The sequence below is a fragment of the Actinosynnema sp. NPDC053489 genome (assembly GCF_044544865.1).
Lineage (GTDB): Bacteria > Actinomycetota > Actinomycetes > Mycobacteriales > Pseudonocardiaceae > Actinosynnema.
The window spans coordinates 495,168-519,558 of record NZ_JBITXT010000001.1 but is presented as its reverse complement, the minus strand read 5'-3'; the positions used below and the strand labels follow the sequence as shown (position 1 = coordinate 519,558).

Sequence of the window (24,391 nt, the reverse complement as noted above, 5' to 3'; positions counted from 1 at the left end):
GCTCCGTCCAGTTCGTCTTCGTCAGAGGGCGGCGTCAACCGACAGGGACAGGTCGATCTCGTCCTCGCTCATCGCGGAGATCTGCTCGACCAGCAGGCGTTCCACCTCGACCGCGAGCAGCGCGACGGTGGGGTTCTCGAACAGCTCGCGCACCGCGACCGGGCAGTCGAAGGCGGTGCGCACCCGGGAGGCGGCGGCCACGGCCCGCATGGAGTGGCCGCCCAGGGCGAAGAAGTCGTCGTGCAGGCCGACCCGCTCCACGCCCAGCACCTCGGCCCAGATCTGGGCGAGCACGACCTCCGTGGGCGAGGTGGGCGGCACGAACTCCGCCGTCGCGGGCACCTCGGGGTCGGGCAGCGCGGCGGTGTCGACCTTGCCCTGCACGGTCAGCGGCAGGGCGTCGAGCACCACGAACGCCGAGGGCACCAGGTAGGCGGGCAGGCGGTCGCGGCACCACGTGGCCAGTACGTCGGGGTCCAGGTGGTCGCCGGCGGCGTAGGCGACCAGGGCCCGGTCGCCGCGCACGTCGCGGACCACCACGGCCGCGCCGCGCACCCCGGGGCAGTCCTCCAGCACCGCCTGGACCTCGCCGGGTTCGATGCGGAACCCGCGGATCTTGACCTGGTCGTCCACCCGGCCGAGGAACTCCAGCTCCCCGCCGGGCAGGCGGCGCACCAGGTCGCCGGTGCGGTAGACGCGGCCCTCGCCGAAGGGGTTGGCCGGGAACCGCTCCGCGGTCAGCTCGGGGCGGCCGAGGTAGCCGCGGGCCAGCTGCGGCCCGCCGACGAGCAGCTCGCCGGGCAGGCCGTCGGGCACCGGCCGGCCGTGGGCGTCGACCACGTGCAGGGTGCGCGACCCCAGCGCGGTGCCGATGGGCACGCGGCCGGCGACCGGGGCGGTGACCACGTGGGCGGTGGTGGAGACGACCGACTCCGTGGGGCCGTAGGTGTTGACCACCGGGACGTGCGGCAGCAGCTCGAACCAGCGGCCCAGCGGCGCGGACGGCAGCGCTTCACCACCGGTGACCAGCAGCCGCAGCGACGCCAGGTCGGCGGCCACGTCGCCCAGGCGCGCCACCACCTCCTCCCAGTAGGTCGGGGTCAGCTCGGCCACCGTGACGCCGCGGGCGCGGACCTCGGCGGCCAGCTCGTCGACCGACCACACCTCGTCGGGCCGCAGCACGACCCGGGCGCCGACCGTCAGCGCGGGCAGGACCTGCTCCAGCGAGGCGTCGAAGGACAGCGACGCGAACGACAGCACCCGGTCGGCGGCGGTGAGCCCGAACAGGTCGCGGGCGGTGGCCACGTGCGCGGCCAGCGGGCCGTGCTCGACGCCGACCGCCTTGGGCAGCCCGGTCGAGCCGGAGGTGAAGATGACGTAGGCCAGGTCGGCCGGGTCCGCTCCCACGCCGTCGTACCGGGCGGGCACGACGCCGTCGACCGCGACGACCCGCGCCCCCAGCCCCGCCAGCGGGCCCGCGGTGCCCGCGTCGGCGACCACCAGTTCCGCGCCCGCCTCGGCGAGCATGAACCGCAGCCGCTCCAGCGGGAACTTCGGGTCCAGCGGCACGTAGGCGCCGCCGGCCCGCCACACCGCGAGCATCGCGGCCACCGACCACACGCCCCGGCCCAGGCACACCCCGACGGGGTCGCCCCGGCGCACGCCCGCGTCGGCCAGCGCGCGGGCCAGGCCGCCGACCAGCCCGTCCAGCTCGTCGTAGGTCACGGTGCGCGGTCCACACACCAGCGCGGTGTCGCCCGGCGCGCCGGCGACGCGCAGCGGCGGCGCGTCCAGCGCGGGCGGCGCGGCGGTCAGGGCGGCGCGTTCGGCCGGGGAGAGCAGGTCCAGGCCGGTCACGCCGGCGTGCGGGTCGGCGACGACGGCGCGCAGCACGCGGGTCACGTGCTCGGCCAGCCGCACCGCGGAGGAGGCGTCGAACAGGTCGGCGCTGTACTCCACGTCCAGGGAGAACCGGTCGGGGTGCAGCAGGAAGGTCACCGCCAGGTCGAACTTCGCCGACTCCCACGGCAGGGTGAAGCCCTCGAAGTGGAGCCCCGGCGCGGCCATCCCGGTGGACACCGCGGTCTCCTGCACGTCGAACATGACCTGGAACAGCGGGTTGCGCGACAGGTCGCGCTCGGGCCGCAGCTCCTCCACCAGCCGCTCGAAGGGCACGTCCTGGTTGTCGAAGGCGCCCAGCACCGTGCCGCGCACCCGGGCCACCAGGTCCAGGAACGACGGGTCGCCGGACAGGTCCGAGCGCAGCACGACGGTGTTGACGAAGAACCCGATGAGCCGCTCCAGCTCCACCCGGTCGCGCCCGGCCACCGGGGTGCCCACGGCGATGTCGGTCTGCCCCGACCAGCGGGCCAGCACCACCTGGAACACCGCCAGCAGCACGGTGAAGCGGGTCGTGCCGCACCGCTGGGCCAGCGCGTCGAGGCCGGCGGCCAGCTCCGGCGGCAGCGGCACCTCCACCGCGCCGCCGCGCGCCGACCGGGTGGCCGGGCGGGGTCGGTCGGTGGGCAGCTCCAGCACGGGCACGCCGTCCAGCGCGGTCCGCCAGTGCGCGAGCTGGGCCTCCAGCGCGCCCGCCGCGAGCCGGCCGCGCTGCCACACCGCGTAGTCCCCGTACTGCACCGGCACGTCGGGCAGGTCGGCGGCGCGCCCGTGCAGGCGGGCGGCGTAGGAGCGGGCCAGCTCGTCCACCACGACGTCCTTGGACCAGCCGTCGGTGGCCACGTGGTGGAACGACAGCACCAGCACGTGGTCGTCGGGTCCCAGCCGCCACAGCCCGGAGCGGACCAGCGGCGGGGACGCCAGGTCGAAGCGGGCCGCGGCGAACCGCTTGGCCTGCGCCCGGACCTGCTCCACGTCGGCGCACTCGTGGCGCTCCAGCGGCACGGTCACCTGCCCGTGGACCAGCTGCACGGGGCGGCCGTCGACCTCGACCAGCGCGGTGCGCAGCACCTCGTGCCGGGCCACCACGTCGTCCAGCGCGGCCTGCCAGGCGTCGGCGTCCAGCGGGCCGCGCACCCGCCAGGAGAACCACAGCACGTAGTCCTCGCCGGAATCGGACATGCGGTCGAGGAACCACAGCCGTTCCTGCGCGAAGGACATGGGCAGCGGGCCGCCGCGGTCGACCGGGACGACACCGGCGGTGGTCACCGGGCGGGCCGCAGCGACCAGCGGGCCGAACTCGCGGATGCGCGGGTTCTCGAACAGGGTGCGCAGCTCCACGTCGCGCTCCAGGCGCTCGGCGATGCGCGACACGGCCATCGTGGCCAGCAGCGAGTGCCCGCCCAGGTCGAAGAACCCGTCGTCGATGCCGATGCCGTCCACGCCGAGCACCTCGCCCCAGATGCGGGCGATCTCGCGCTCCACGTCGTCGCGGGGCGCGGTGTAGGCGGCGCCGGCGGACGCGCGGTCGTGCGCGGGGTCGGGCAGCGCGGCGCGGTCGAGCTTGCCGGAGGAGGTCACCGGCAGCGCGTCCAGGCGCACGATGTCCGAGGGCACCGCGTAGTGCGGCAGCCACCGGGCCACCTCGGCGCGCAGCGCGGCCGGGTCGACGTCGCCGACGACGTAGCCGACGAGCACCTGGCCGCCGTGCGGGTCGGCCTTGACCGCCGCCGCGGCGGCCAGCACGCCCGCGCGGCCGGACAGCGCCGACTCCACCTCGCCCAGCTCCACCCGGAAGCCGCGCAGCTTGACCTGGTCGTCCAGCCGGCCCAGGAACTCCAGCTGCCCGTCGGCCCGCCAGCGCACCAGGTCGCCGGTGCGGTAGAGCCGGCCGCCGGCGGGGTCGGGGACGAACCGGTCGGCGGTCAGGGCGGGGCGGCCGAGGTAGCCGCGGGCCAGCTCGGGTCCGCCGACCAGCAGTTCGCCGGGGACGCCGAGGCCGACCGGGTCGCCGTGCTCGTCCACCACGAGGACGCGCCGCCCGCCCAGCGGCCGGCCGATGGGCACCCGGTCGGCGTCGGTGACCTCGTAGGTGGTGGCGGTGACCACGGCCTCGGTGGGGCCGTAGGCGTTGAGCACCCGCACGTGCGGCGCGTGCCGCCGCCACGCGGCCAGCGCGCCGGTCGGGATGGCCTCGCCGCCGAGGATGAGCAGCCGCAGCGACGCCAGGTCCGCGCCGCCGGTCAGCGACAGCGCCAGCTCGCTCCAGTAGGTGGGCGGGAAGTTGGCCACGGTGACGCCGTGCCGGGCGATGATCGCGGGCACCCGGGAGGGCAGCCACTGCTCGTCGGGCCGGACGACCACGGTCGCGCCGGCCGTGAGCGCGGGCAGGAGCTGGTCGAGGGAGGCGTCGAAGGAGAACGAGGCGAAGGCCAGCACCCGGTCGTCGGCGGTGACGGCGTAGTGCTCGCGGGCGGCGGCCACGTGCGCGGCCAGGGCGCCGTGCTCGACGCCCACGGCCTTGGGCCGGCCCGAGGAGCCCGACGTGAAGATCACGTAGGCCAGTTCGGCCGGGTCCGGGGTCACGGCGGGCGCGGTGGCGTCGGGCACCACGTCGGCCACCGACACGTGCGGCACCGACACGTGCGGCACCCCGGCGAGGTCGGCGTCCCCGACGACGCAGCGCACGTCGGCGTCGGCGACCATGAACGCCAGCCGGTCGGCGGGCAGGGCGGGGTCCAGCGGCACGTACACGCCACCCGCGCGCCACGCCGCGAGCATGGCCACGACCGACCACGTGCCGCGCGGCACGCACACGCCCACCACGTCGCCCCGGCGCACCCCGGCCTGCCGCAGCAGCGCGGACAGCCCGCCCACCAGGGCGTCGAGCCGCTCGTAGGTGACGACCTCGTCCCCGCACACCAGCGCGGGTCCCCGCCCGCGCACCTCCAGCGGCGCGGCCGGTGCCGGGGGTCGCGCCGGGCCGCTCCACGAGTCGAGCAGGGCGCGGCCGGGCAGCGGAGGCAGCGCGGCGGCCAGGTCGGCCACGGGGGCGTCCGGGTCGTCCAGCACGGCGGTCAGCAGCCGCAGGAAGCCGTCGGCGAACCGCTCCATGGTGGCGTGGTCGAACAGCGCGGTCGCGTACTGGAGGCGGGCGGCCAGGGTGCCGTCGGGCATCAGGTTGAGGTCGAGGAAGACGTCCATGTCGGTGCCGCCCAGCGGGGCGCGGGCGATCACCGCGTCCAGGCCGCGCAGGCTGGCGGGCTGGTGGACGGTGTTGAGCAGGGTGAACGACGCCTGCGCCACCGGGTGCCGGGACAGGTCGCGGTCCAGGCCCAGCGCGCCGACCACGCGGTCGAAGGGCGCCTCGGCGTGGGAGAGGTCCTTGAGGACGCTGTCGCGGACCCGGCGCAGCAGCGCGTCGAACGAGGGCCGCCCGCCCAGGTCCGAGCGCAGCACCACGGTGTTGACGAAGGGGCCGATCAGGTTCGACACGTCGACCGGGCCGCCGCGGTCGGCCATCGTGGTGCAGGTCGCGATGTCGGTGCGCCCGCTGTAGTGGCCCAGCAGCGACTGGTAGACGGCGAGCAGCAGCATGTAGCGGGTGGCCCGGCGCTCGCGGGCGGCGGCGTCCACGCGGGCCACCAGGTCGGCGGGCACCCGGAAGTGCAGCAGCCCCGCGGACCCGTCCCAGACCTCGGGCCGGGGCCGGTCGGTGGGCAGCGCCAGCGGGGTGACCCCGGTCAGCCGGCCGGTCCAGTGCGCGAGCAGCCGCTCCAGGCGCGCGGGGGTCAGCCGCCGGTTCTGCCACGCGGCGAAGTCGGCGTACCGGTGGCGCGGCGCGGGCACCTCCTCGCCGCGGTAGCCGGCGTCCAGCTCGCGCAGCAGCACGTCCCAGGACCAGCCGTCGACCGCGATGTGGTGCACGACGACCAGCAGCAGGTGGTCGTCCTCGGCCAGGCGGGCCAGCACCAGCCGCACCGGCGGTTCGGCGGCCAGGTCCAGCGGGCGGCCCAGCTCGCGGGCGAACACCTCCTCGGGGTCGCGCGCCTCGACGCGGCGCAGCACCACCGCGCCCGGCGGGTCCACCACCGGCACCGGTTCCCCGTCGACCGCGGTGAACCGGGTGCGCAGCACGTCGTGGCGCTCGACGATCCCGGCCAGCGCCCGCTCCAGCGCGGGCACGTCCAGCGCGCCGCGCACGCGCAGCGCCAGCGGCAGCAGGTTCTCCGAGGAGCCGTGGGTGAGCTGTTCGAGGAACCACAACCGGCGTTGCGCGGAGGAGACCGCGTGGTGCTCCGTCGCCGTGTGCGGTGCGCCTTCGTTCACTGCCGACCTCCCTGCGAGCTTGGTTGGCCGAAGCCTGCTCGCCCGGCAGGGCCTCCCACCAGGGAAGAAGTGGCACGACGCGGTTGCCGTCGTGACTGCGCGTTCTTCTCTACCCCGCCGCGCGGCCCGGCGGCATCGTCGGTCCGGCAACGCAAGCAGCGAGCGGTTCGGGAGCGCCGAATGACACAGGACGAGCGGGTGTACCGGGTCGTGACCAACGACGAGCAGCAGTACTCCACCTGGCCCGCCGACCGGGACCTGCCGGCCGGCTGGGTCGCCGAGGGGACCGAGGGGCCGCGCGCGGCCTGCCTCGACCACATCGAGCGGGTGTGGACCGACATGCGTCCGCGCGGCCTTCGCGAGCGGATGGGGCAGCCGGGCTGACGACAGCCCGCGGAAACCTGGGAAGGGATGGTCAGCGTGGCTGGAACGGTGCTGTTGCCCGGTGGCGGTTGGCGGCTGTGGGGCCAGTTCGCCCTGCGCGGGACGGGTTTCCCGGCCGCCGGTGTGCTCCGCCTCGCCCCGCCGGGACTGGGGGTGGCCGCCGACAAGTTCACCGACGTGGCGCCCCGCGACCGGTGGCAGGGCCCGGAGTGGGAGGAGTTCGAGGCGTTCTTCGACGAGGCCGCGGTGCGCACCGCCCGCGAGCTGCAGGACATCGCCTCACAACCGAGGTTCCGCACGGCCCTGGCGTGGCAGAACAAGGTCGTGCTCGGCTCGGGCATCGCGCCGTTCCTGGCGTGGACGCCCACCGCCGCGGGCCGCACCAGCATGCCGCGGCAGCGCGAGGAGCTGGTGGCGCACTACTGGCAGCGCTTCTGCGTCAAGAACGACACCATCGGCTTCTTCGGTCCCGTCGGCTGGGGCCGCTGGGACCTCGACGGCGCGCCCGGCATCACCACCGAGCCGGGCGAGGACTTCCTGGCCTCCTCGGAGGTGTACTTCTCCAGCTGGGGCATCGACGCGCTGGCCAGGACGATCGGCGCGGAGCCGGGGATGCGGCAGTGGGTGCCGCCGCGCCGGGTGTCCTTCGCCCGGGTCGAGGACGGCGCGGTGCGCCTGCCCGGCCGCCCGCCCGTGCCGCTGGCCGACGGCCTGGAGGACGTGCTGCGGCTGTGCGACGGTGCCCACCAGCCGGTGGAGATCGCCGGGCGGCTCGGCCGCGACCTGGCCGGGGTGCTCGACGCGCTGGACGAGCTGCTGCGCAAGCGGTGGATCACCTGGCGCATCGACGTGCCCGCCAGCGCGCACCCCGACGAGGCGCTGCGCGCCATCGTGGAGCGCGTCGGCGACCCCGACGTGCGGCGGCGGGCGCTGGACCGCATCGAGGTCCTGCAACGCGGCCGGGAGCGGGTGCGGGCCGCGCTGGGCGACACCGACGCGCTGCTGGAGGCCATGTCCGCGCTGGAGCGGGACTTCGTGGAGATCACGCGGACCGCGGCGCAGCGCGAGAAGGGCGCGCGGACCTCCGCCAACCGGGCGCTGGTCTACTCCGACTCCCGCCGCGCCGCCACCGCCCGCCTGGGCGGGGCCGTGCTGGAGCAGCTCACCCCGCTGGCGCAGTGCCTGACGGCGGCGCGGTGGATGACCAACCGGTACGCCGAGATCGCTCGCGGCCACCTGCGGGAGGCGTTCGAGTCGTTGCGCGCCAACGGCCCGGTCGACCTGGCGTCGCTGTGGATGGCGTGCCTGCCCGTGCCGCACCCGGACTCGATCGCCGACGCCGACCGGGTGCAGGCGGAGCTGCAGCGCCGCTGGGAGTCCATCGTGGACGCGCCGGCGGACGCGCGGCGGGTGCGGCTGTCGTCCGCGGAGATCGCGGACCGGGTCCGCGAGGCGTTCGAGGAACCGGCTTCGGGGTGGAACGTCGCCCGCTACATCAGCCCGGACGTGTTCGTGGTCGCCGAGGACGAGGCGGCGGTCGAGCGCGGCGAGTTCGAGATGGTGCTGGGCGAGCTGCACGTGGGCGTGAACACCATGAGCGCGTCGCTGTTCGTGATGCAGCACCCCGACCAGGCCGAGCTGCTGGCCGAGACCGACACCGACTACCCGGAGCCCCGGCTGCTGCCCATGCTGCCCAAGGAGCAGCCGCCGCGCTGGAACACCCGCAGCCGCCCGGCGCTCAACCGGCCGCAGGACTACCTGGTGGGCATGGTCGACTACACCGCCGACCCGCACCGCCCGCGCACCGCGATGGGTGCGGACGTCCTGGTCGAGGAGCGCGACGGCGACCTGGTCGCGGTGCTGCCCGACGGCGCGGTGTTCCCGGTGATCGACGTGTTCGGCAACGCGCTGACCGCGCGGATCATGGACCGGTTCAGCCTGCGGACCGCCGGGGACCACTCGCCCCGGGTGACCGTGGACAACGTGGTGGTCGCCCGCGAGACGTGGAAGTTCACCGCCGGCTCGCTGGAGTTCGCCGCCGAGAAGCACGAGTCGCGCCGGTTCGTGCGGGCGCGGGCGTGGCGCGACGAGCACGAGCTGCCCCGCTACGTCTTCGTGGTCTCCCCCGCCGAGCCCCGGCCGTTCTACGTGGACTTCGACAGCCCGGTCTACGTCAACGTGCTGGCCAAGGCGGCGCGCCGGCTGGCCCGGCAGGACCCGTCGGCGCGGCTGACCGTGTCGGAGATGCTGCCCAACCCCGAGCAGGCGTGGCTGACCGACCACACGGGCGCCAAGTACAGCTCCGAGCTGCGGTTCGTGGCCTTCGACCAGACCGGGCGGGACTGACGTGGACACCCTGGACCGGATCGGCCTGGCGGGTCACCCGGACCGCCCGGCCGTCGTCACCCCCGACGGCGTGCTCACCCACGCCGAGCTGGCCTCCCGGGTCGACCGGCTGGCCCGGGTGCTGCGCGGCCGCGGCGTCGGGCCCGAGGTGGTCTGCGGGATCGCGCTGGAGCGGGGAGCGGACGCGGTGGTGGCGATGGCGGCGGTGCTGCGGGCGGGGGGCGCGTTCCTCACCGTGGACACCGAGCTGCCGACCAAGCGGGTGGCCGCGCTGCTGGACGGGGCGCGGGCGCTGGTGACCGGTCGCGGCCTGGCCGGGCGGTTCCCCGTGCCCGGCCCGACCGTCCTGGTCGACGAGGACGCCGATCCCGTCGCGCCGCTGCCGGAGCGGACCGACCCGCGGTCGCTGGCCTACGTCAGCCACACGTCCGGGTCCACCGGCACGCCCAACGGCGTGCTGGTGGAGCGCCGCTCGCTGGAGTCCTACCTGCGGTCGGCGGTGCGGGACAACGACCTGGGCCCGGACACCGTGGCGCTGCAACTGGCGCCGCCGGGGTACGACGCCTCGATCCGCGACACCCTGGCCCCGCTGCTGGCCGGCGGGCGGGTGGTGGTGCTGCCCCGGTCGGCGCTGATGCGACCCCAGGAGTTGTTCGCGGCCGTGGCGGAGCACGGCGTCGACACGATCCTGAGCACCACGCCGTCGTTCCTGACCTTCCTGTCCCGGCAGGAGGGCGCGGCGGAGGCGCTGCGGGGCGTGCGGCTGGTGGCGACCAGCGGGGAGTCCCTGCGGCCGTTCCTGGCCGCCGGCGGGCGGGCGCTGCTGCCGGGACGGCTGGTCAACCAGTACGGCCCGACCGAGTGCACCATGACCTCGACCCGCTTCGAGGTGCCCGCGCGGCCAGAGGCGGACGCGGACCTGGTCGGCACGCCCCTGGCGGGCGTGGTCGTGCGGCTGCTGGACCGCGAGCTGCGGCCGGTGCCGGACGGCGAGGTCGGCGAGGTCCACCTGGGCGGGGTCGGCGTGGCCCGCGGCTACGCCGGGCGGCCGGGCCTGACCGCGGACCGGTTCGTGCCCGACCCGTGCGGGGAGCCGGGCGCGCGCCTGTACCGCACGGGCGACCTGGCGCGGCGGCGGCCGGACGGGGTGCTGGAGTACCTGGGGCGCAACGACCGGCAGATCAAGGTCCGCGGGCACCGGGTCGACCCGGCCGAGGTGGAGGCGGTGCTGCTGACCCACCCGGCGGTCACCGGCGCGGCGGTCACCCCGGCCACCGACGACCAGCAGCGGGTCTACCTCGTCGCGCACGTGACGGGCGAGCTGGCGCAGGTGCGCGACGCGGCGCTGCGCGCCCACCTGGCCGACTCGCTGCCGCCGCACCTGATGCCCCGCCGCTTCACCCGCCTGGACCGCTTCCCCACCACCCGCAGCGGCAAGGTCGACCGCGTGGCGCTCGCCGGGGGTGCGCGGTGACCCGCGCGGACGTCCGGCCCGGCCTCCTGGCGGCCACCCGGCTGGGCACCGGCGACGTGCTGGCCGCCGCCCGCCGCATCCGGGGGCACGTGCTGCGCACGCCGTTGCTGGCGCTGGACTCCGTGCCGGGCGTGCTGCTCAAGGCCGAGCACGCGCAGCGCGGCGGGTCGTTCAAGATCCGCGGCGCGGCCAACGCCCTGCTGGCCGGTCCGGGCGGCGGGGTCGTCACCGGGTCCTCGGGCAACCACGGCATCGCGGTGGCCACGCTGGGGCGCGCGCTGGGCGTGCCCGTCACCGTGGTGATGGCCGAGGGCGCGAGCCCGGCGAAGGCCGCCGCGCTGCGGGCGCTGGGCGCGACCGTGCTGCACGCCCCCGGCGGCGTGGACGAGCGCGACCGCCGGGCCCGGGAGCACGCGGAGCGGACCGGGTCGCTGCTGGTGCCCTCCTCCGACCACGAGCTGGTGGTGGCGGGCCAGGGCACGGTCGGCCTGGAGGTCTTCGAGGACGTGCCGGGGGTCGACGCGGTGTTCGTGCCGACCGGCGGCGGCGGGCTGCTGGCGGGGGTGTGCCTGGCGGCGCGCGACCTGCCGGTGCGGGTGGTCGGCGTGGAGCCGGCCGACGCCCGCCGCTACGCGCTCTCGCTGGCCGAGGGAGCGCCCGTGGCGGTGCCGCCGCCGCGGACGATCGCCGACGGGCTGCGCGGGCAGCGGCCCGGGAGGGTGACGCTGCCGGTGATCGCCGGCCGCGTGGACGACCTCGTGGGCGTCACCGACGACGCCATCGCGCACGCCGCGGCGCTGCTGCGCCGGGCGGGCGTGCACGCCGAGCCCAGCGGCGCCGTGGCGCTCGCCGGGGCACTCGAATCGGGTTTCACCGGGACGGCCGCGGTGGTGGTGTCCGGCGGCAACACCGCCGAGGCGCTGGCCTCCACCGGCCTGGCCGTCCCGCCACAGCACACCACGCACCTCACCACCGAAGGGGACCGACCATGACCACCATCGGCATCACCGCGACCGAGCTGACCGACCTCGTCGTGGAGGTCTACCGCGACGCGCTGGGCGACCCGTCGCTCGACGCCGAGAGCGACTTCTTCGAGGCGGGCGGCGACTCGCTGGCCGCGTTCCAGATCACCGCGCGCCTGCAGTCGGCGCTGGGCGTGGACGTGCCCGTGGCGCTGGTGTTCGCCTACCCCTCCCCCGTCGACCTCGCGTCGGTGGTCGAGCAGGAGCTGGAGGTCGGCTGACATGGCGGACGGGCGGGAGGGGCGGTCGCTGCCCGGCGGGCGGTGGCGGCTGTGGGACCAGTTCAGCGTGCGCGGCGCGGGGTTCCCCGCGCAGGGGGTGCTGCGGCTCGCACCGCACGGCCTGGGCCTCGCGGCCGACCACTTCGCGGCGCAGAAGTCGCCGCAGGGCGCGGAGTGGAAGGCGTTCGAGGACGCGTTCGAGGCGGAGGCGGCCAAGTCGGCGCTGGAGATGCGCGACATCGCCGCGGGCGAGGCGTTCCAGAGCGCGGTGGCCTGGCAGAACCGGGCGGTGCTGGGCCGGGCGGTGCGGCCGTTCCTGGAGTGGGAACCCGGTGACGGGCGCACCAGCCGCACCCGCCAGCGCGAGGAGCTGATCTCGCACTACTGGCAGCGGTTCTGCGTCAAGAACGACACCATCGGCTTCTTCGGCCCGGTCGGCTGGGGCCGGCTGGACGACGGGGTGGACGGGGTGGAGGTCGACCCGGGCGAGGGCCTGGTCGCCGAGACCACGGTGTACTTCGCGAGCTGGGCCGTCGACGCGCTGGCCCGGGTGCTGGGTGAGGACCCGGCGCTCGCGCCGTGGGTCGCGCCGCGCCGGGTGCCGTTCGTGCGCGTCGGCGACGGGGAGGTGGCCCTGCCGGGCTGCGCCCCGAAACCGCTGGCCGCCCCGCTGCTGGAGGTGCTGGCGCTGTGCGACGGCACCCTGCCCGCGGCGGCGATCGGCGAGCGGGTGGGCCGCGACGTCTCCGACGACCTGGCGGAGCTGGAGCGCCGCCGGTACGTGGTGCGGCGGCTGGAGGTCCCCGCCGGCCCCTACCCCGAACGGGCGTTGCGGGCGTGGCTGGAGGGCGTGCCGGCGGCGGTGGCCGCACCCGGGCTGGCCGCGCTGGACACCCTGGAGCGCGGCCGGGACGAGGTCGCGCGTGCGTCCACATCGGACGAGCTCATGGCGGCGATGTCCGCGCTGGAGGGCGAGTTCGAGAGGCTGACCGACTCCGCCGCCGCCCGCGAGAAGGGCGGTTCCACCGCGCCGGGCCGGGCGCTGGTGTACTCCGACGCCCGGCGCTCGGCCACCGTCCGCCTGGGTGGCGCGGTGCGCGACGAGCTGGCGGCCCTGGAACCGCTGCTGGTCAGCGCGGCCTGGCTGACGTCCTCGCTGGCGCGACGCGTGCTGGACCGGGCGCGGCGGGTGTTCGACGCTTCGGGACCGGTGGACCTGGCCACGTTCTGGTTCGCCTGCATGCCGGTCCTGCACCGCGACGCCCCCGCCGACCTGGCCGAGCTGCGCGCGGAGTTCTGGCGGCGCTGGGACCGGGTGCTGGACCTGCCGGAGGGTGGGCGCGACGTGCACCGGTCCCTGGCGGAGGTCTCGGCGCGGGCGAACGAGGAGTTCGCCTCCCCCGGCGGCGGCTGGAACGCCGCCCGCTACCTCAGCCCGGACGTGATGATCGCCGCGGCGGGCCTGGACGCGGTGCGGCGCGGCGAGTTCGGCCTGGTGCTGGGCGAGCTGCACGTGGCCATGAACACCCTGGGCGCGTCGCTGTACCTCAACCAGCACCCGGACCCGACGGAACTGGCCGCGCTGACGACCCGGGACGTGCCGGGCCCGCGGCTGCTGCCGCTGCTGCCCAAGGAGCACAAGTCCCGGCTGTCCACCAGGGTCCGGCAGAGCCTGGTGCGGCCCGAGGACTACTACGTGGCGCTGGTGGACGACACCGCCGACCCGGCGCGCCCGCGCACCGAGCGCAGCGCCGACGTCCGGGTGGAGCTGCGCGACGAGGAGCTGGTGGCCGTGCTGCCCGACGGGGCGGTGTTCCCGGTGGCGGACGTGTTCTCCCACGTGCTCACCACGCTCGTGGTCGACGGCTTCCGGGTGCTGCCGGAGGCCGATCACACCCCCCGGGTGACCGTGGACCGGCTCGTCGTCTCGCGGGAGGCGTGGCGGTTCCCGGTGGCGGAGCTGGGTTTCGCCGACGCCAAGACCGAGGCGCGCCGCTTCGTGGGCGCGCGGGCCTGGCGCACCCGGCACGACCTGCCCCGGTTCGTGTTCTTCACCTCGCCGGCCGAACCGCGCCCGGTGTTCGTGGACTTCGACAGCCCGGCCTCGGTGACGCTGCTGGCCAAGGCCGCCCGCCGGCTGGCCCGTGCCGACGCCTCCGCCCGGCTCACGGTGACGGAGATGCTGCCGACGCCGGAGCAGACGTGGCTGACCGACGACCGGGGGGAGGTGTACACGTCGGAACTGCGCTTCGTCCTGCACGACACGACCGCCTGACGGGCCGTGGCACGGAGGTCCCCGACCGCGACGGGTCGGGGACCGAAGGCGTGCCGTGCGGGAGAACCCGTTCACCCACCGATCGGGCGCCGGTTCCGGTCGGGGTGGCGCAACGGCCGCGGTGGTGCCGAGCCGCCCTGCCGCCCGGCGCTCATCCCCTCGCCTGCATGCAGTCGAGCCAGGACGCGGTCGTGACGACGACCTCGACCGGCGTGGTCTCGGTGGTGGACCCGTCCGACACCCGGATCCGCGGGTGGTAGGTCCCCTGCGGGACCGAGGAAGGGCCCTGCACGTGGATCCACCCGTTGATCAGGACTCCGCCGTCGTCCGGGTCCGGGTGGTTCGACCCCGACGGGAGCCGGCCCTGCGTGGCGACCCAGCCCGGGGGCAGGTCCCGCATCCCGAAGTCGAGGTCGGTGGACCAGCTCCCGGTGACCGCGAAGATCAGGTAGGACCGGTGGGTGCCGTCGCCGGCACCGTACTGCACGCACACCCGTTGCGCCCTGTCGAAGTCCTGCAGGTCCCACGATCCGGCGAGCGAGGACGTTCCCGCCGACGCTGCGGTCGTGGCGCCGACCAACGCCAGCGCGAGCACCGGGACGACGGTGAGCACCGATGTGAGGACACGAGCAGCGAATCTCACTGAACCCCTCCTGAACTGGTGCGGACAAGCCCTGACCGAAGCTACCGACCGGATCTCAGAGTCCGTTGAGATCCCGACCGGATCACTCGTCGCGGGCTCGGCGCACCAGCTCGTCCTGGTAGCGGTGGGCCCAGCGCGCCACCGGTGGCGCGATCGATCGCAGGACGAGGTCGAGGGCGTTGCTCAGCGGCGGCACGCCCGCCAGCCGCGCGGCCCCCAGCCAGCGGGGCACGGTGACGGTGCGGTGCCGGCGCGCGGTGAGGCAGCGGTGCACCTCGGCGGCGACGCGTTCCGGCCGGGTGCCGAACGTGCGGCCCCGCCGCCCCTCCTCGTCGTCCGGTCGGAGGCCGGCCGCCCGCAGCAGCCACTCCGTGCGCACCGGGCCGGGGTTGACGGTGTGGACGCGCAGACCGGCCGGCACCTCCCGCCGCAGCGAGTGGACGAGCCCGTCGACCGCAGCCTTGGTGGCCGAGTACAGCGTCAGCGGCGGGATCGGCACCCACCCGGCGACGGAGGCGACCACCACGACGTCGCCCCGCCGTTCGGCGAGGTGCGGCAGGGCGAGGCGGGTCAGGTCGGCGACCGCGGTGACGTTGAGCGCCACCACTTCCTCGACGCCCTCCGCGTCCAGCTCGGCGAACAGCCCCACCCGGCCCTGGCCCGCGTTGTTGACCAGCGCGTCGAGCCGGCCGTGCCGCCGGACCACGCCCTCGACCAGGTCCCGGCGCTGCCGCCGGTCGGTGAGGTCGCAGGCGACCGGTTCGACGGTCCCGGGCAGGTCGCGGGCCGCGGCCCGCAGCCGCACCTCGTCGCGGGCGCAGGTCACGACGGTCGCGCCGGAGGCCGCCAGGCGCGCCGCGATCGAGCGCCCGATCCCGGCGGAACCGCCCGTCACGAGCACGACGCGACCCTCGACCGACCGTGTGGAGAACATGGCCCTTGCGTACCCGCTCCGTCCCGGTCGACACCGCTCGGTCGGGGGGCGTGCGAGTGGTCACGACGTGGTGCCGCGCACCCCGGCCCCGGTCACCGCGGCCCTGATCACCGCCGCCGCCAGCGGGAAGTCGAGCGTTCCCGCGCCGAGGCCGATCTCCACGAGGCGGTCGAAGGCGCGCCGGTCGTCGCGGGCCGCGGCGGTGGCGAGGTCGACCAGCCGCGGCCGGCGGGTGAGCCGGGCGAGCACGTCGGTGTGCCGCAGGTGCCTGCCCAGCGCGTGCCGCAGCGAACGGCGGTAGGAGCCCGCCGGGTCCGGTGCCAGGGCGGCGGCGCCCGCCAGGGCACCGGAGAGGACCGCGTAGTAGATGCCCTCACCGGTCAGCGGGTTGATCAGCGACGCGGCGTCGCCCGCGAGCAGCACCCGGCCGTGCGCGACGTCGGGACGCCCGGGTGACAGCGGCAACCGGTGCCCCCGCAGCGGCACCGGCGGGAGGCCGGGGAGCAGGTCGTGCAGCCGCGCGGTCAGCTCCGCGCGGGTCGGCGGCGGGGTGCGGGCGAGTTCGCCGTAGCCGACGTTCGCGGTGCCGTCGCCGACCGGGAACACCCAGGCGTAGGCGGGCCAGTGCGCGCCGGTCATGACCAGGCGCTGTTCGGCGGCCGGCCACGCGCCGGCGGCGGTGTAGCCGCGCAGCGCGAGGGCGACGGTGCCCGCGGGCGCGCCACCGGCGCCGCACTGCCGCCGCACGACCGACTCCGCGCCGTCCGCGCCGATGACGGTCCGGGCGCCGAGCACCCCGTCCACGAGCACCACCCCGTCCCGCTCGACGAGCGCGCGGACGCGGTGTCGCCGCAGCACCGCGCCCGCGTCCCGGGCGGCGCGCACGAGCCTCGCGTCGAACAGCCTGCGGGGCACGACGGAAGCCGGTCGCGCGAAGCTCCGCCCGGCCCGCGCGCCGTTCGGCGACACCAGGCGCAGCGCGGTGACCGGCGTGGTGCCGGCGACCAGGTCGGGCACGGCCACGCCGAGACCCGCGAGGACGTCCAGGGCGTGCGGCGCGACGCCGTCGCCGCAGACCTTGTCCCGCGGGAAGTCCGCGGTGTCCAGGAGGAGCACGCGCGCGGACGGGTCGGCGCGCAGCGCGGCGATCGCCGCCGTCGACCCCGCGGGTCCCGCCCCGACGACCACCAGGTCCCAGTTGTCGTCCCGCATCAGCGCGCGAGCTGGTCGACGACGGCGGCGAACAGCCTCGGGGCCCGCGCGGAGGCCGGCACGATCCGCCGGGCGAGCGCGGGACGGCCGCGGGCCCACAGCAGGGTCTCGGTCAGCCACCGCGACCGCCGCGACGTCCGCCGCCAGGCGCGGTCGTAGTCGGCGGGCCGGTCCGCGCGCAGGCAGCGGACGAGTTCGGCGGCCGTGGTCAGCGACAGCGCGAGCCCCTCCCCGGTGAGGGCGTCGACGTAGCCGGCCGCGTCCCCGACGAGCAGCACGCGGCCCGCCACCCGGCCGGAGGTCCGCTGCCGCAGCGGGCCGGCGCCCCGGACCGACGAGACCGGTTCCGCCCCGGCGATCCGGGCCGCGAGCTCGGGGAAGGCGGCGAGCTGCTCGGTGAACCCGCCGCGGACCGAGGACAGGATCGCGACGCCGAGGGTGTCGCGGTCCACCGGCGTCACGTACGCCTCGGACCGCGCCGCCCAGGTCACCTCGACCGCGCCGGTGGTCGGGGCGAGGGCGTAGTGGCGGCGCAACCCCCAGCGGGGCGGGCCGGAGGAGGCGGCGGCGAGCCCGACGGCGTCGCGGACCGCCGAGTGCAGCCCGTCCGCCGCGACCAGGTAGCGCGCCCGCAACCCGCCCGCCCGCACGTGGTCGCCGTGCTGCGAGACGTCCGAGACCCCGATCGGCAGGACCGGCACGCCGTGGCGGAGCACCGCACCGCGCAACGCGTCGTGCAGCGCGGTGCGCCGCACCCCTCTCCCGGGACCCCCTCGGAACGGGGCGTGGGCCACGATCGCGCCCTGCCGGTAGGTGATGCCCTGGATGGGGTACCCCGGTGGGTCGACCCCGAGCGCGGTCAGCGCACGCACCGCTCCCGGCATGAGCCCTTCCCCGCACGCCTTGTCGATCACCCCGGTCCGCTTCTCGCACACCACCACGTCCATGCCCGCCCGCGCGCACCCCAGTGCCACGGCGAGCCCGGCCGGGCCGCCTCCGACGACCACCACGTCGTGCAGGTGCTCAGGCATGGGCCGACCTCAGCGCCTCGTCCTCCGCGCGGATCCGCACCGCCAGCAACCCGGCGTTCAGCAGGGTGAACGCGACGGCCGTGAGCCACGCACCGTGCACGAGCGGCAGGGCGAAGCCCTCCACGACCACGGCGACGTAGTTCGGGTGCGGGAACACCCGGTAGGGGCCGCCGGTGACGCGCGGCAACCCCGGCACCACCACGACGCGGGTGTTCCACTGGCGGCCCAGGGTGCGGATGCACCACCACCGCAACGCCTGGGACGCGACCACCAGGGCCAGCGCGGGCCAGCCGAGCACCGGCGTGAAGGGGCGGTCGGCGGCCCACACCTCGACCAGGCACCCGGCCAGGAGCCCGGTGTGCAGCACCACCATGAACGGGTAGTGCCCGAACCCGGTCTCCCGCCCTCCCCTGGCCAGGCTCCACGCCAGGTTGCGCCTGGCCACGACCAGCTCGACCAGCCGCTCCACCGCGACCAGCCCCACCAGGACCGAGTACCACACCTGGCTCACCACCGCAGCAGCACCAGCTCGGCGCAGAACCCGGGGCCCATCGCCATCACCACGCCCCAGTCGCCGGCGGACGCGGGCCGGGCGGCCACCGTGTCGGCGAACACGTGCAGCACCGAGGCCGACGACAGGTTGCCGATCCGGCGCAGCGAGCTCCACGTCATCGCCAGGTCGTCCTCGTCCAGGTCCAGCACCGACTGGATCGCCTCGATCACCTTCGGCCCGCCGGGGTGGCAGATCCAGCGCGCGATGTCGCCGACCCCCAGCCCGTGCGGCGACAGCAGCCGCTCGACGTCACCCGCGAGGTGGGTGCGCACGAGGTGGGGCACCTCGACGCCCAGCACCACCTTCAGCCCCGTGCCGCCGACGTCCCACCCCATCGCCCGTTCGGAGTCCCCGTACAGGTGGCTGACCGAGTCCACGACCCGCGGTCCGGCCGGCGCGGCCGGGTGCCGGTCGCCCACGGCGACCACCGCGGCGGCACCGTCGCCGAACAGCCCGGACGCGATCATGTTGGCGGGACCGGCGTCCTCGCGCTGGAGGGTGAGCGAGCACAGCTCGACCGACACCAGCAGCGCCACCGAGGTCGGCCACCCGCGCAGGAAGTCGTTCAGCCGGGCGATGCCCGCCGCACCGGCCACGCAGCCCAACCCGAAGACCGGTAACCGCTTGACGTCCGGGCGCAGGCCGATCCGCGCCGCGATGCGCGCGTCGAGGGAGGGCACCGCGATGCCGGTCACCGTCGTGGACACCACCAGGTCCACGTCGGAGGGGGTCAGGCCCGCGTCCTCCAGCGCCGCGAGCGCGGCCTGGGAGCCGAGGTCCACCGCGACCGCCAGGAACGCGTCGTTCGCCGCCGCGAAGCCGTCGAGGTCGCCGTAGCGGTCGAGGGGCAGCGCCAGGTGGCGGGACTCGACCCGGGCGCTGGCGTGGAACCGGCTCGCCACCGCCCGCGCGGCCCGGTCCGGCAGGCACAACCGGCCGAACCACTCGGTCAGCTGCGCCTGCGGGTACTTGTGCGGCGCGAGCACGCCGCGGACCGCCGGGATCGTCGTCATCCCTCGCACGGTACGGCTTGTGCCTACACTCGGCAGATGACCGGCGCGCCGACGCGGACCAGGCCGGGGTTGCTGCGCGGTCTCGCCGAGGCGTGCCACCCCGTGCCGGGGCTGGCGGTGACCGTGGTGGCCGTGGTCCTGGCCGTCGGCACCGACCTCACCGCGAGCAGGGTCGCGCTGCTCGGCGCGGCCGTGTTCACCGGGCAGTTGTCGATCGGCTGGTCGAACGACTGGGTCGACGCCGCCCGGGACCGCGCCGCGGGCCGGGCGGACAAACCGGTGGCGGCCGGGACCGTGCCGCGGGAGGTGATCGCCGCCGCCGCGTCGACCGCCCTGGTGGCGACGGTGGTGCTGTCCTCGCTGCTCGGGCTTGCCGCCGCGGCGGCCCTGCTGGTCGGCGTCGCCGCCGGGTGGGCCTACAACCTCGGGCTCAAGGCCACGGCCTGGTCGGGTGCCACCTACCTGGTCGCCTTCGGCTTCCTGCCCGTCGCCCCGTACGTCGCCGCGCCCGGCCACCCGTGGCCGCCGTGGTGGGTGCCGGTCGTCGGCGCGCTGCTGGGCTTCGGGGCGCACTTCGCGAACGTCCTGCCCGACCTGCGGGCGGACGCGGAGACGGGGGTGCGCGGACTGCCCCACCGGCTCGGGCCGCGCGCCGGTGTGATCGTCATGGCCCTGGCGCTCGCGGCCGCCTCGGTCGTGCTCGGCCTGGCCCCGGCGGGCACGGCGACGGCGTACGCCCTGGTCGTGCCCGCGATCGGGATCGCCCTGGCCGTCGCCACCACCGTCGCCGCGCTCCGCGCGCCCCACTCCCCCCTGGCGTTCCGGCTGACGATCCTCATCGCGCTCCTCGACGTCGTCCTGCTGATCACGAACGCCACCTGAGCCGGTAACCCGGGGTCCGGGACGACGCGAGCCCGGTCGCACCGCGCGGCGGTGCGACCGGGCTCGCCGGGGAGCCGGGACCCGATCGGGTCAGAAGTTCTTCCGGGCCACCACCCACGGCGCCTTCGACGCCAGCCCGGACGGGTCGAGGATGTAACCGCGGGCGGTCTCGTTGCCGTTGAGAACCATGTCGAGGAACTGCACGAGCGTGACCACGCCGTCGGCCATCTGGTAACCGGTGATGAACCCGCCGTGCCCGGCTTGGGGGTGTTCGGCCAGCACGGCGGGCACGGTGGTCAGGTTGTAGTTGGCCCTGGTGTTGTCGTAGGCGATGTCGGAGGGGCCTCCGTCCATGTACAGCACCGGGGCGTGCAGCTTGGTCAACTCGGAGCGCGGGTAGCCGAACGAACCGTCGGCGAACAGCCCGCTGTCCAGCGACACGGTGGCGTCGACCCTGCGGTCCTGGGCGGCGATGAGGGCTTCCAGCCCGCCGCACGAGTGGCCCGCGGTGGCCATCCTGCTGGTGTCGAGCCGCTGCGCCAGCGCCGCGCCGGAGCGGTTCTGCTCCCGCTCGGCCCAGGTCAGGGCGTCGGTCAGCAGGGAGGGGATGGGGGAACCGCTGGGCAGGCCGTTCGCCGAGCCGTTGGCGGAACCGATGTCCACCACCGCGAAGCCCTTCGACGCGACGGCCGTGAGCAGCTGCGTGACCTCGCTGTTGTTGGTGTGCGCGCAGGCGCCGTTGCCGAAGGCCAGCACGGGCAGGGGACGGCCGAGGGCCTGGGGGTTGGAAGGCCGGAACACGGTGAAGCGGTTGTCGCCGTACGCGCCCTCACGGGTGACCGGGAAGTTGTTCTCGACCATGGGGCGGCCCGGCTGGGGCGTCGTCGAGGTCGTCGTGGTCGTCGTGGTCGTCGTGGTCGTCGTCGGACCGGTGCCACCGACCCGGACCGGCTGCCACTGCTGGTTCGCGCCACCCCAGTCGGAGTACTGCACGACGTTGCCGCCGTCGGCGGTGGACGCGCCCTGGACCTCCACCGCCTTGTTGCTGTTGCGGTTGACCAGGCGCACGTAGCCGCTGTCCGAGTCGGCCAGCCGGAACTGCTGGTTGGTGCTGTTGTTGTCGGTCCACTGCACGATCGAGCCGCCGTCGGCGGTGGAGAAGTTGTAGACGTCCAGGACCTTGCCCGACAACCGCGACTTCACCCGGTAGTAGCCGCCGCCGGAGTCCACGAACTGCCACTGCTGGTTGGTGCCGTCGGTGCGGCTCCACTGCGCGATCCGGGCGCCGTCGTTGGTGGCGAAGTTGTAGACGTCGAGCACCTTGCCGCTGTTGCGGTTGACCAGCACGTACCACGCGGTCGTGTCGACGGTCGCCGCCGACGCGGGCGCGGCGCTGAGCGTCGCCACCAGTCCGCCGAGCAGTGCGACGGCGACGGCGGCGGCACCGATCGCACGCCCGCGGGCTCGTGGGGCGGTCGTGGGTGGGTGGCCTGATCCGGCCATGGGCGTGCTCCTCCTCGTCGAGGTGCGGGCGGGGGTGGCCCCGGCACGGCAGCGCGCCGTCCGCGCGAACGACGACCGCGGTGGCCTCGGCGGTTCAAGGGGTCGGGAACGGGCACGCGGAGCGGGGCGACACTGCCGCGGGTGCCGGTGGCATTCACCGACTCTGGATGACGTCGTGCACGCGGTCAAGGTGTGACGAAAGTATTTCGGCGATTGTGGGCACCTACAGGCCCGCGCCTCGTAATTGCTAACAATCGCAAGGATTTCCTTAGCAAGCGCGAGCGCCGGCCGCGGCCGGCGGTTCGCGGCCGTTCGGCTCACCGCGCGAGCCCGCCTCCGTGCGGAGGTGGACGACCAATCCCCTTCCCGCGGCGGAGGAGTGCGTCGATGACGTCGAAGGTGCTGTTGCGCCTGGCCGGGGTCCTCGGTGCCGCGCTGTTGTGCGCCGCGGTGACCGCTGCCCCGCGCAGGCGGTCTCGGACGCCGGTCAACCCGTGAACACCCGGCTCCGCGGTTACTCGTCCACCGGTGCCGAAACGCCGGTGGGACGCCTGACCGGCACCACCCGGTTCGACAGCGGCAACTCGCTCTTCCGGTTGGACGTGGGCGTGGAAAGGCAGTCGGGCGCCATCGCCCGTGACTTCCCGTACGGCGGGACCTGGTGGCCACCCGGCGCAGGGCGAGCAGCGCATCCGCTGCGGACCGGGCCACCCCGCGGTCCCCGGCCGGTTCCGCCGCCATCCGGTCGTGCACGTGCCGCCGGCAGGGCCGGTGGAAAACCGTTCACCGATCCGGTCGGGCGCTGCTAACCTCACGGGGACCGCTGATCGTGGAGGAAGCCATGGCTGCCCGGAGCCTCACACCGGGCCACCGCACCGAGGCCGGCTGACGGCCCGGGTCGCCCGGTGACATCGCACTCATGAGCCGATGCACCGCGAGGAGCTTCTTCACCATGTCCGGAATTCCTTCACCCACCTGGTACGTGGACTTCTTCACCGAACTGCCCAACGAGTTCTGGCGGCGCGCCGTGCCCGCGGTGGTCACCGCCGAGGAGGTCGACCTCGTCGAACGGCGCCTCGGGCTCGCGCCGGGCTCGCGGGTCCTGGACGTGCCGTGCGGCAGCGGGCGGCACAGCCTGGAACTCGCCCGGCGCGGGCACCGCGTCACCGGGGTCGACCTGTCCGCCGAGGCGGTCGGGCACGCCAGGCGTGCCGCCGCCGGCCTCGACGTCGAGTTCGTCCACGCCGACATGCGGGACGTCCCGCGGGACGGCGGGTTCGACGCCGCCGTGTGCCTGGGCAACAGCTTCGGTTACCTCGAACTCGACGGCCTGCGGGAGTTCGTCGCGGCGCTGGGCGGGGCGGTCCGGCCCGGCGGCGGCCTGGTGGTCGACCTCGCCTCGGCGGCCGAGTCGATCCTGCCCGGCTACCGGGCCGAGCCGCGGACCCTGCGCACCGGCGACATCACCGTCCTCGCGACGGGCGAGTACGACGTGGCGGGGAGCCGCGTGCTCAGCCGCTACCGGTTCACCCGCGGTGAGGAAGAGCTCGACGTGACCGCGATCCACCACGTCTACACGGTGGCGCAGGTCGTCGACCTGCTGGCCGGCAACGGGTTCACCGACGTCGGGCTGTTCGGTGGTCCGGCGGGCGAGCCCTGCGGGATCGGGAGCGGGCGGCTGCTGCTCACCGCGCGCCGAACGTCCTGAGTGGACGCTCCGGCCGGGACCGCGCGTCCCGGCCGGAACCCCGCCGACCGGGCCGGCGTCATCCCCCGGGCAGGTGCGGCGCCTCGGGGAGGTCCATGCCGGAGCCGCCGAGGTTGCGCTCCAGCGCGGCCCGCCACTCGCCGGACCGGACCATCTCCTCCAGCGCGGCGTCGACGGCCGCGCGGCCGGCGGTGTCGTCCTTGGCCAGGCCGATGCCGTACCGCTCGGTGGAGAACGGCTCGCCGACGAGCTTGAGCAGTTCCGGGTTCGCCGCCACGTACCCGGCGAGGATGGCCTCGTCGGTGGTGACCGCGTCGACCTTGCCGACCAGCAGCGCGGTGACGCAGGCCGCGTAGTCGCCGTACTCGACCAGCCGGACGCCCCGCGCGAAGCCGTCCCGGACCTTCTGCGCCGACGTGGAACCCTTGACCGAGCACAGGCCCCTGCCGTCGAGCGCGTCGGGGCCGGTGATCCCGGTGTCGGTGAACCGCACCAGCAGGCCCTGCCCGGTCTCGAAGTACGGCCCGGCGAACGCGACCCGCTTCCGCCGCTCGTCGGTGATCGAGTACGAGGCGACGACGAAGTCCACCGAGCCGTCCTCGATCAACGCCTCCCGGTCCGCCGGGCGGGCCTCGCGCCAGGTGATGCCCTCCTCGTCCACGCCCAACTCGGCGGCGACGTACCGGGCGACGTCCACGTCGAACCCCACGTGCCTGCCGTCGGCGCGGCGCAGGCCCAGGCCGGGCTGGTCGAAGCGGATGCCGATGGTGAGGCCGTCACCGGCCCTGGTCACCAGGGTGTCGTCGGGCGCGCCGCACGCGGCGACGAGGGCCAGGACCGCGACGGCGTGGAGGGCCTTGGTCAAGGGGAGCGCTCCCATGCGCACACGGTCGGGCACCGGGAGTGCGGGTGGAAGACCGGTGCGGTCCGGTGTGTCCGGCAGGACGGGCACAGTGCCCCTT

Annotated in this window: 17 protein-coding genes; 8 read left to right on the top strand and 9 right to left on the bottom strand. The window is 75.5% G+C overall.

Annotated elements, in window-relative coordinates; translation table 11 throughout:
- Positions 1-21: 21 nt before the first annotated feature.
- A complete protein-coding gene (locus ACIGNX_RS01905) occupies positions 22-6,228 on the bottom strand; it encodes an amino acid adenylation domain-containing protein (protein ID WP_396535258.1) in 6,207 nt (2,068 codons plus the stop codon).
- A 180-nt stretch (positions 6,229-6,408) separates the two neighbouring features.
- Between ACIGNX_RS01905 and ACIGNX_RS01900 the strand changes: the two genes are divergently transcribed.
- Genes ACIGNX_RS01900 through ACIGNX_RS01875 form a run of 6 tightly spaced genes read left to right on the top strand, consistent with a single transcriptional unit; the run spans position 6,409 to position 13,950 of the window.
- On the top strand, positions 6,409-6,612 hold the full coding sequence (locus ACIGNX_RS01900) for an MbtH family protein (RefSeq protein WP_396535256.1): 204 nt from the start codon (positions 6,409-6,411) through the stop codon (positions 6,610-6,612).
- Positions 6,613-6,639: 27 nt separating this feature from the next.
- Positions 6,640-8,958, top strand: coding sequence for a lantibiotic dehydratase (locus tag ACIGNX_RS01895; protein WP_396535254.1), 2,319 nt, complete (start codon positions 6,640-6,642; stop codon positions 8,956-8,958).
- 1 nt (position 8,959) lies between these two features.
- Positions 8,960-10,432: an amino acid adenylation domain-containing protein gene (locus tag ACIGNX_RS01890; RefSeq protein ID WP_396535252.1), complete on the top strand. Its 1,473-nt coding sequence runs from the start codon at positions 8,960-8,962 to the stop codon at positions 10,430-10,432.
- The gene (locus tag ACIGNX_RS01885; protein ID WP_396535250.1) at positions 10,429-11,424 is read left to right on the top strand and encodes a threonine/serine dehydratase; all 996 of its coding nucleotides are present in this window, start codon (positions 10,429-10,431) and stop codon (positions 11,422-11,424) included. The genes ACIGNX_RS01890 and ACIGNX_RS01885 overlap by 4 nt, the downstream gene beginning before the upstream one ends.
- Complete coding sequence (locus ACIGNX_RS01880; protein WP_396535248.1) at positions 11,421-11,675, top strand: acyl carrier protein; 255 nt, start codon at positions 11,421-11,423, stop codon at positions 11,673-11,675. The genes ACIGNX_RS01885 and ACIGNX_RS01880 overlap by 4 nt, the downstream gene beginning before the upstream one ends.
- A 1-nt stretch (position 11,676) precedes the next feature.
- Complete coding sequence (locus ACIGNX_RS01875; RefSeq protein WP_396535246.1) at positions 11,677-13,950, top strand: lantibiotic dehydratase; 2,274 nt, start codon at positions 11,677-11,679, stop codon at positions 13,948-13,950.
- Between the two features lie 151 nt (positions 13,951-14,101).
- Here ACIGNX_RS01875 and ACIGNX_RS01870 read toward each other — a convergent pair whose 3' ends face one another.
- The 6 genes from ACIGNX_RS01870 to ACIGNX_RS01845 all read right to left on the bottom strand — a co-directional run bounded on the left by ACIGNX_RS01870 (position 14,102) and on the right by ACIGNX_RS01845 (position 19,336).
- The gene (locus ACIGNX_RS01870) at positions 14,102-14,563 is read right to left on the bottom strand and encodes a DUF5980 family protein (RefSeq protein ID WP_396535244.1); all 462 of its coding nucleotides are present in this window, start codon (positions 14,561-14,563) and stop codon (positions 14,102-14,104) included.
- Positions 14,564-14,675: 112 nt separating this feature from the next.
- Positions 14,676-15,527, bottom strand: a complete 852-nt coding sequence (locus tag ACIGNX_RS01865) for an SDR family oxidoreductase (RefSeq protein ID WP_396535242.1) — start codon at positions 15,525-15,527, stop codon at positions 14,676-14,678.
- Positions 15,528-15,587: 60 nt separating this feature from the next.
- Positions 15,588-16,739, bottom strand: a complete 1,152-nt coding sequence (locus tag ACIGNX_RS01860; protein WP_396535240.1) for a geranylgeranyl reductase family protein — start codon at positions 16,737-16,739, stop codon at positions 15,588-15,590.
- Entirely contained in the window at positions 16,739-17,770 is a 1,032-nt protein-coding gene (locus ACIGNX_RS01855) for an NAD(P)/FAD-dependent oxidoreductase (protein ID WP_396535238.1), read from the bottom strand. The genes ACIGNX_RS01860 and ACIGNX_RS01855 overlap by 1 nt, the downstream gene beginning before the upstream one ends.
- A complete protein-coding gene (locus ACIGNX_RS01850; protein WP_396535236.1) occupies positions 17,763-18,281 on the bottom strand; it encodes an isoprenylcysteine carboxyl methyltransferase family protein in 519 nt (172 codons plus the stop codon). Before ACIGNX_RS01850 ends, ACIGNX_RS01855 begins: the two co-directional genes overlap by 8 nt.
- A complete protein-coding gene (locus ACIGNX_RS01845) occupies positions 18,278-19,336 on the bottom strand; it encodes a type III polyketide synthase (protein ID WP_396535234.1) in 1,059 nt (352 codons plus the stop codon). The genes ACIGNX_RS01850 and ACIGNX_RS01845 overlap by 4 nt, the downstream gene beginning before the upstream one ends.
- Before the next feature lie 36 nt (positions 19,337-19,372).
- Here ACIGNX_RS01845 and ACIGNX_RS01840 point away from each other — a divergent pair, with 36 nt between their 5' ends.
- Positions 19,373-20,218, top strand: a complete 846-nt coding sequence (locus ACIGNX_RS01840) for a UbiA family prenyltransferase (RefSeq protein WP_396535232.1) — start codon at positions 19,373-19,375, stop codon at positions 20,216-20,218.
- Between the two features lie 90 nt (positions 20,219-20,308).
- On the opposite strand, the gene ACIGNX_RS01835 is transcribed toward ACIGNX_RS01840, so the two are convergent.
- Positions 20,309-21,721, bottom strand: coding sequence for an RICIN domain-containing protein (locus ACIGNX_RS01835; protein WP_396535230.1), 1,413 nt, complete (start codon positions 21,719-21,721; stop codon positions 20,309-20,311).
- Positions 21,722-22,640: 919 nt separating this feature from the next.
- Here ACIGNX_RS01835 and ACIGNX_RS01830 point away from each other — a divergent pair.
- Positions 22,641-23,429, top strand: a complete 789-nt coding sequence (locus ACIGNX_RS01830) for an SAM-dependent methyltransferase (protein ID WP_396535228.1) — start codon at positions 22,641-22,643, stop codon at positions 23,427-23,429.
- A gap of 58 nt (positions 23,430-23,487) precedes the next feature.
- On the opposite strand, the gene ACIGNX_RS01825 is transcribed toward ACIGNX_RS01830, so the two are convergent.
- Complete coding sequence (locus ACIGNX_RS01825; protein WP_396535226.1) at positions 23,488-24,309, bottom strand: glutamate ABC transporter substrate-binding protein; 822 nt, start codon at positions 24,307-24,309, stop codon at positions 23,488-23,490.
- Between the last annotated feature and the right edge of the window lie 82 nt (positions 24,310-24,391).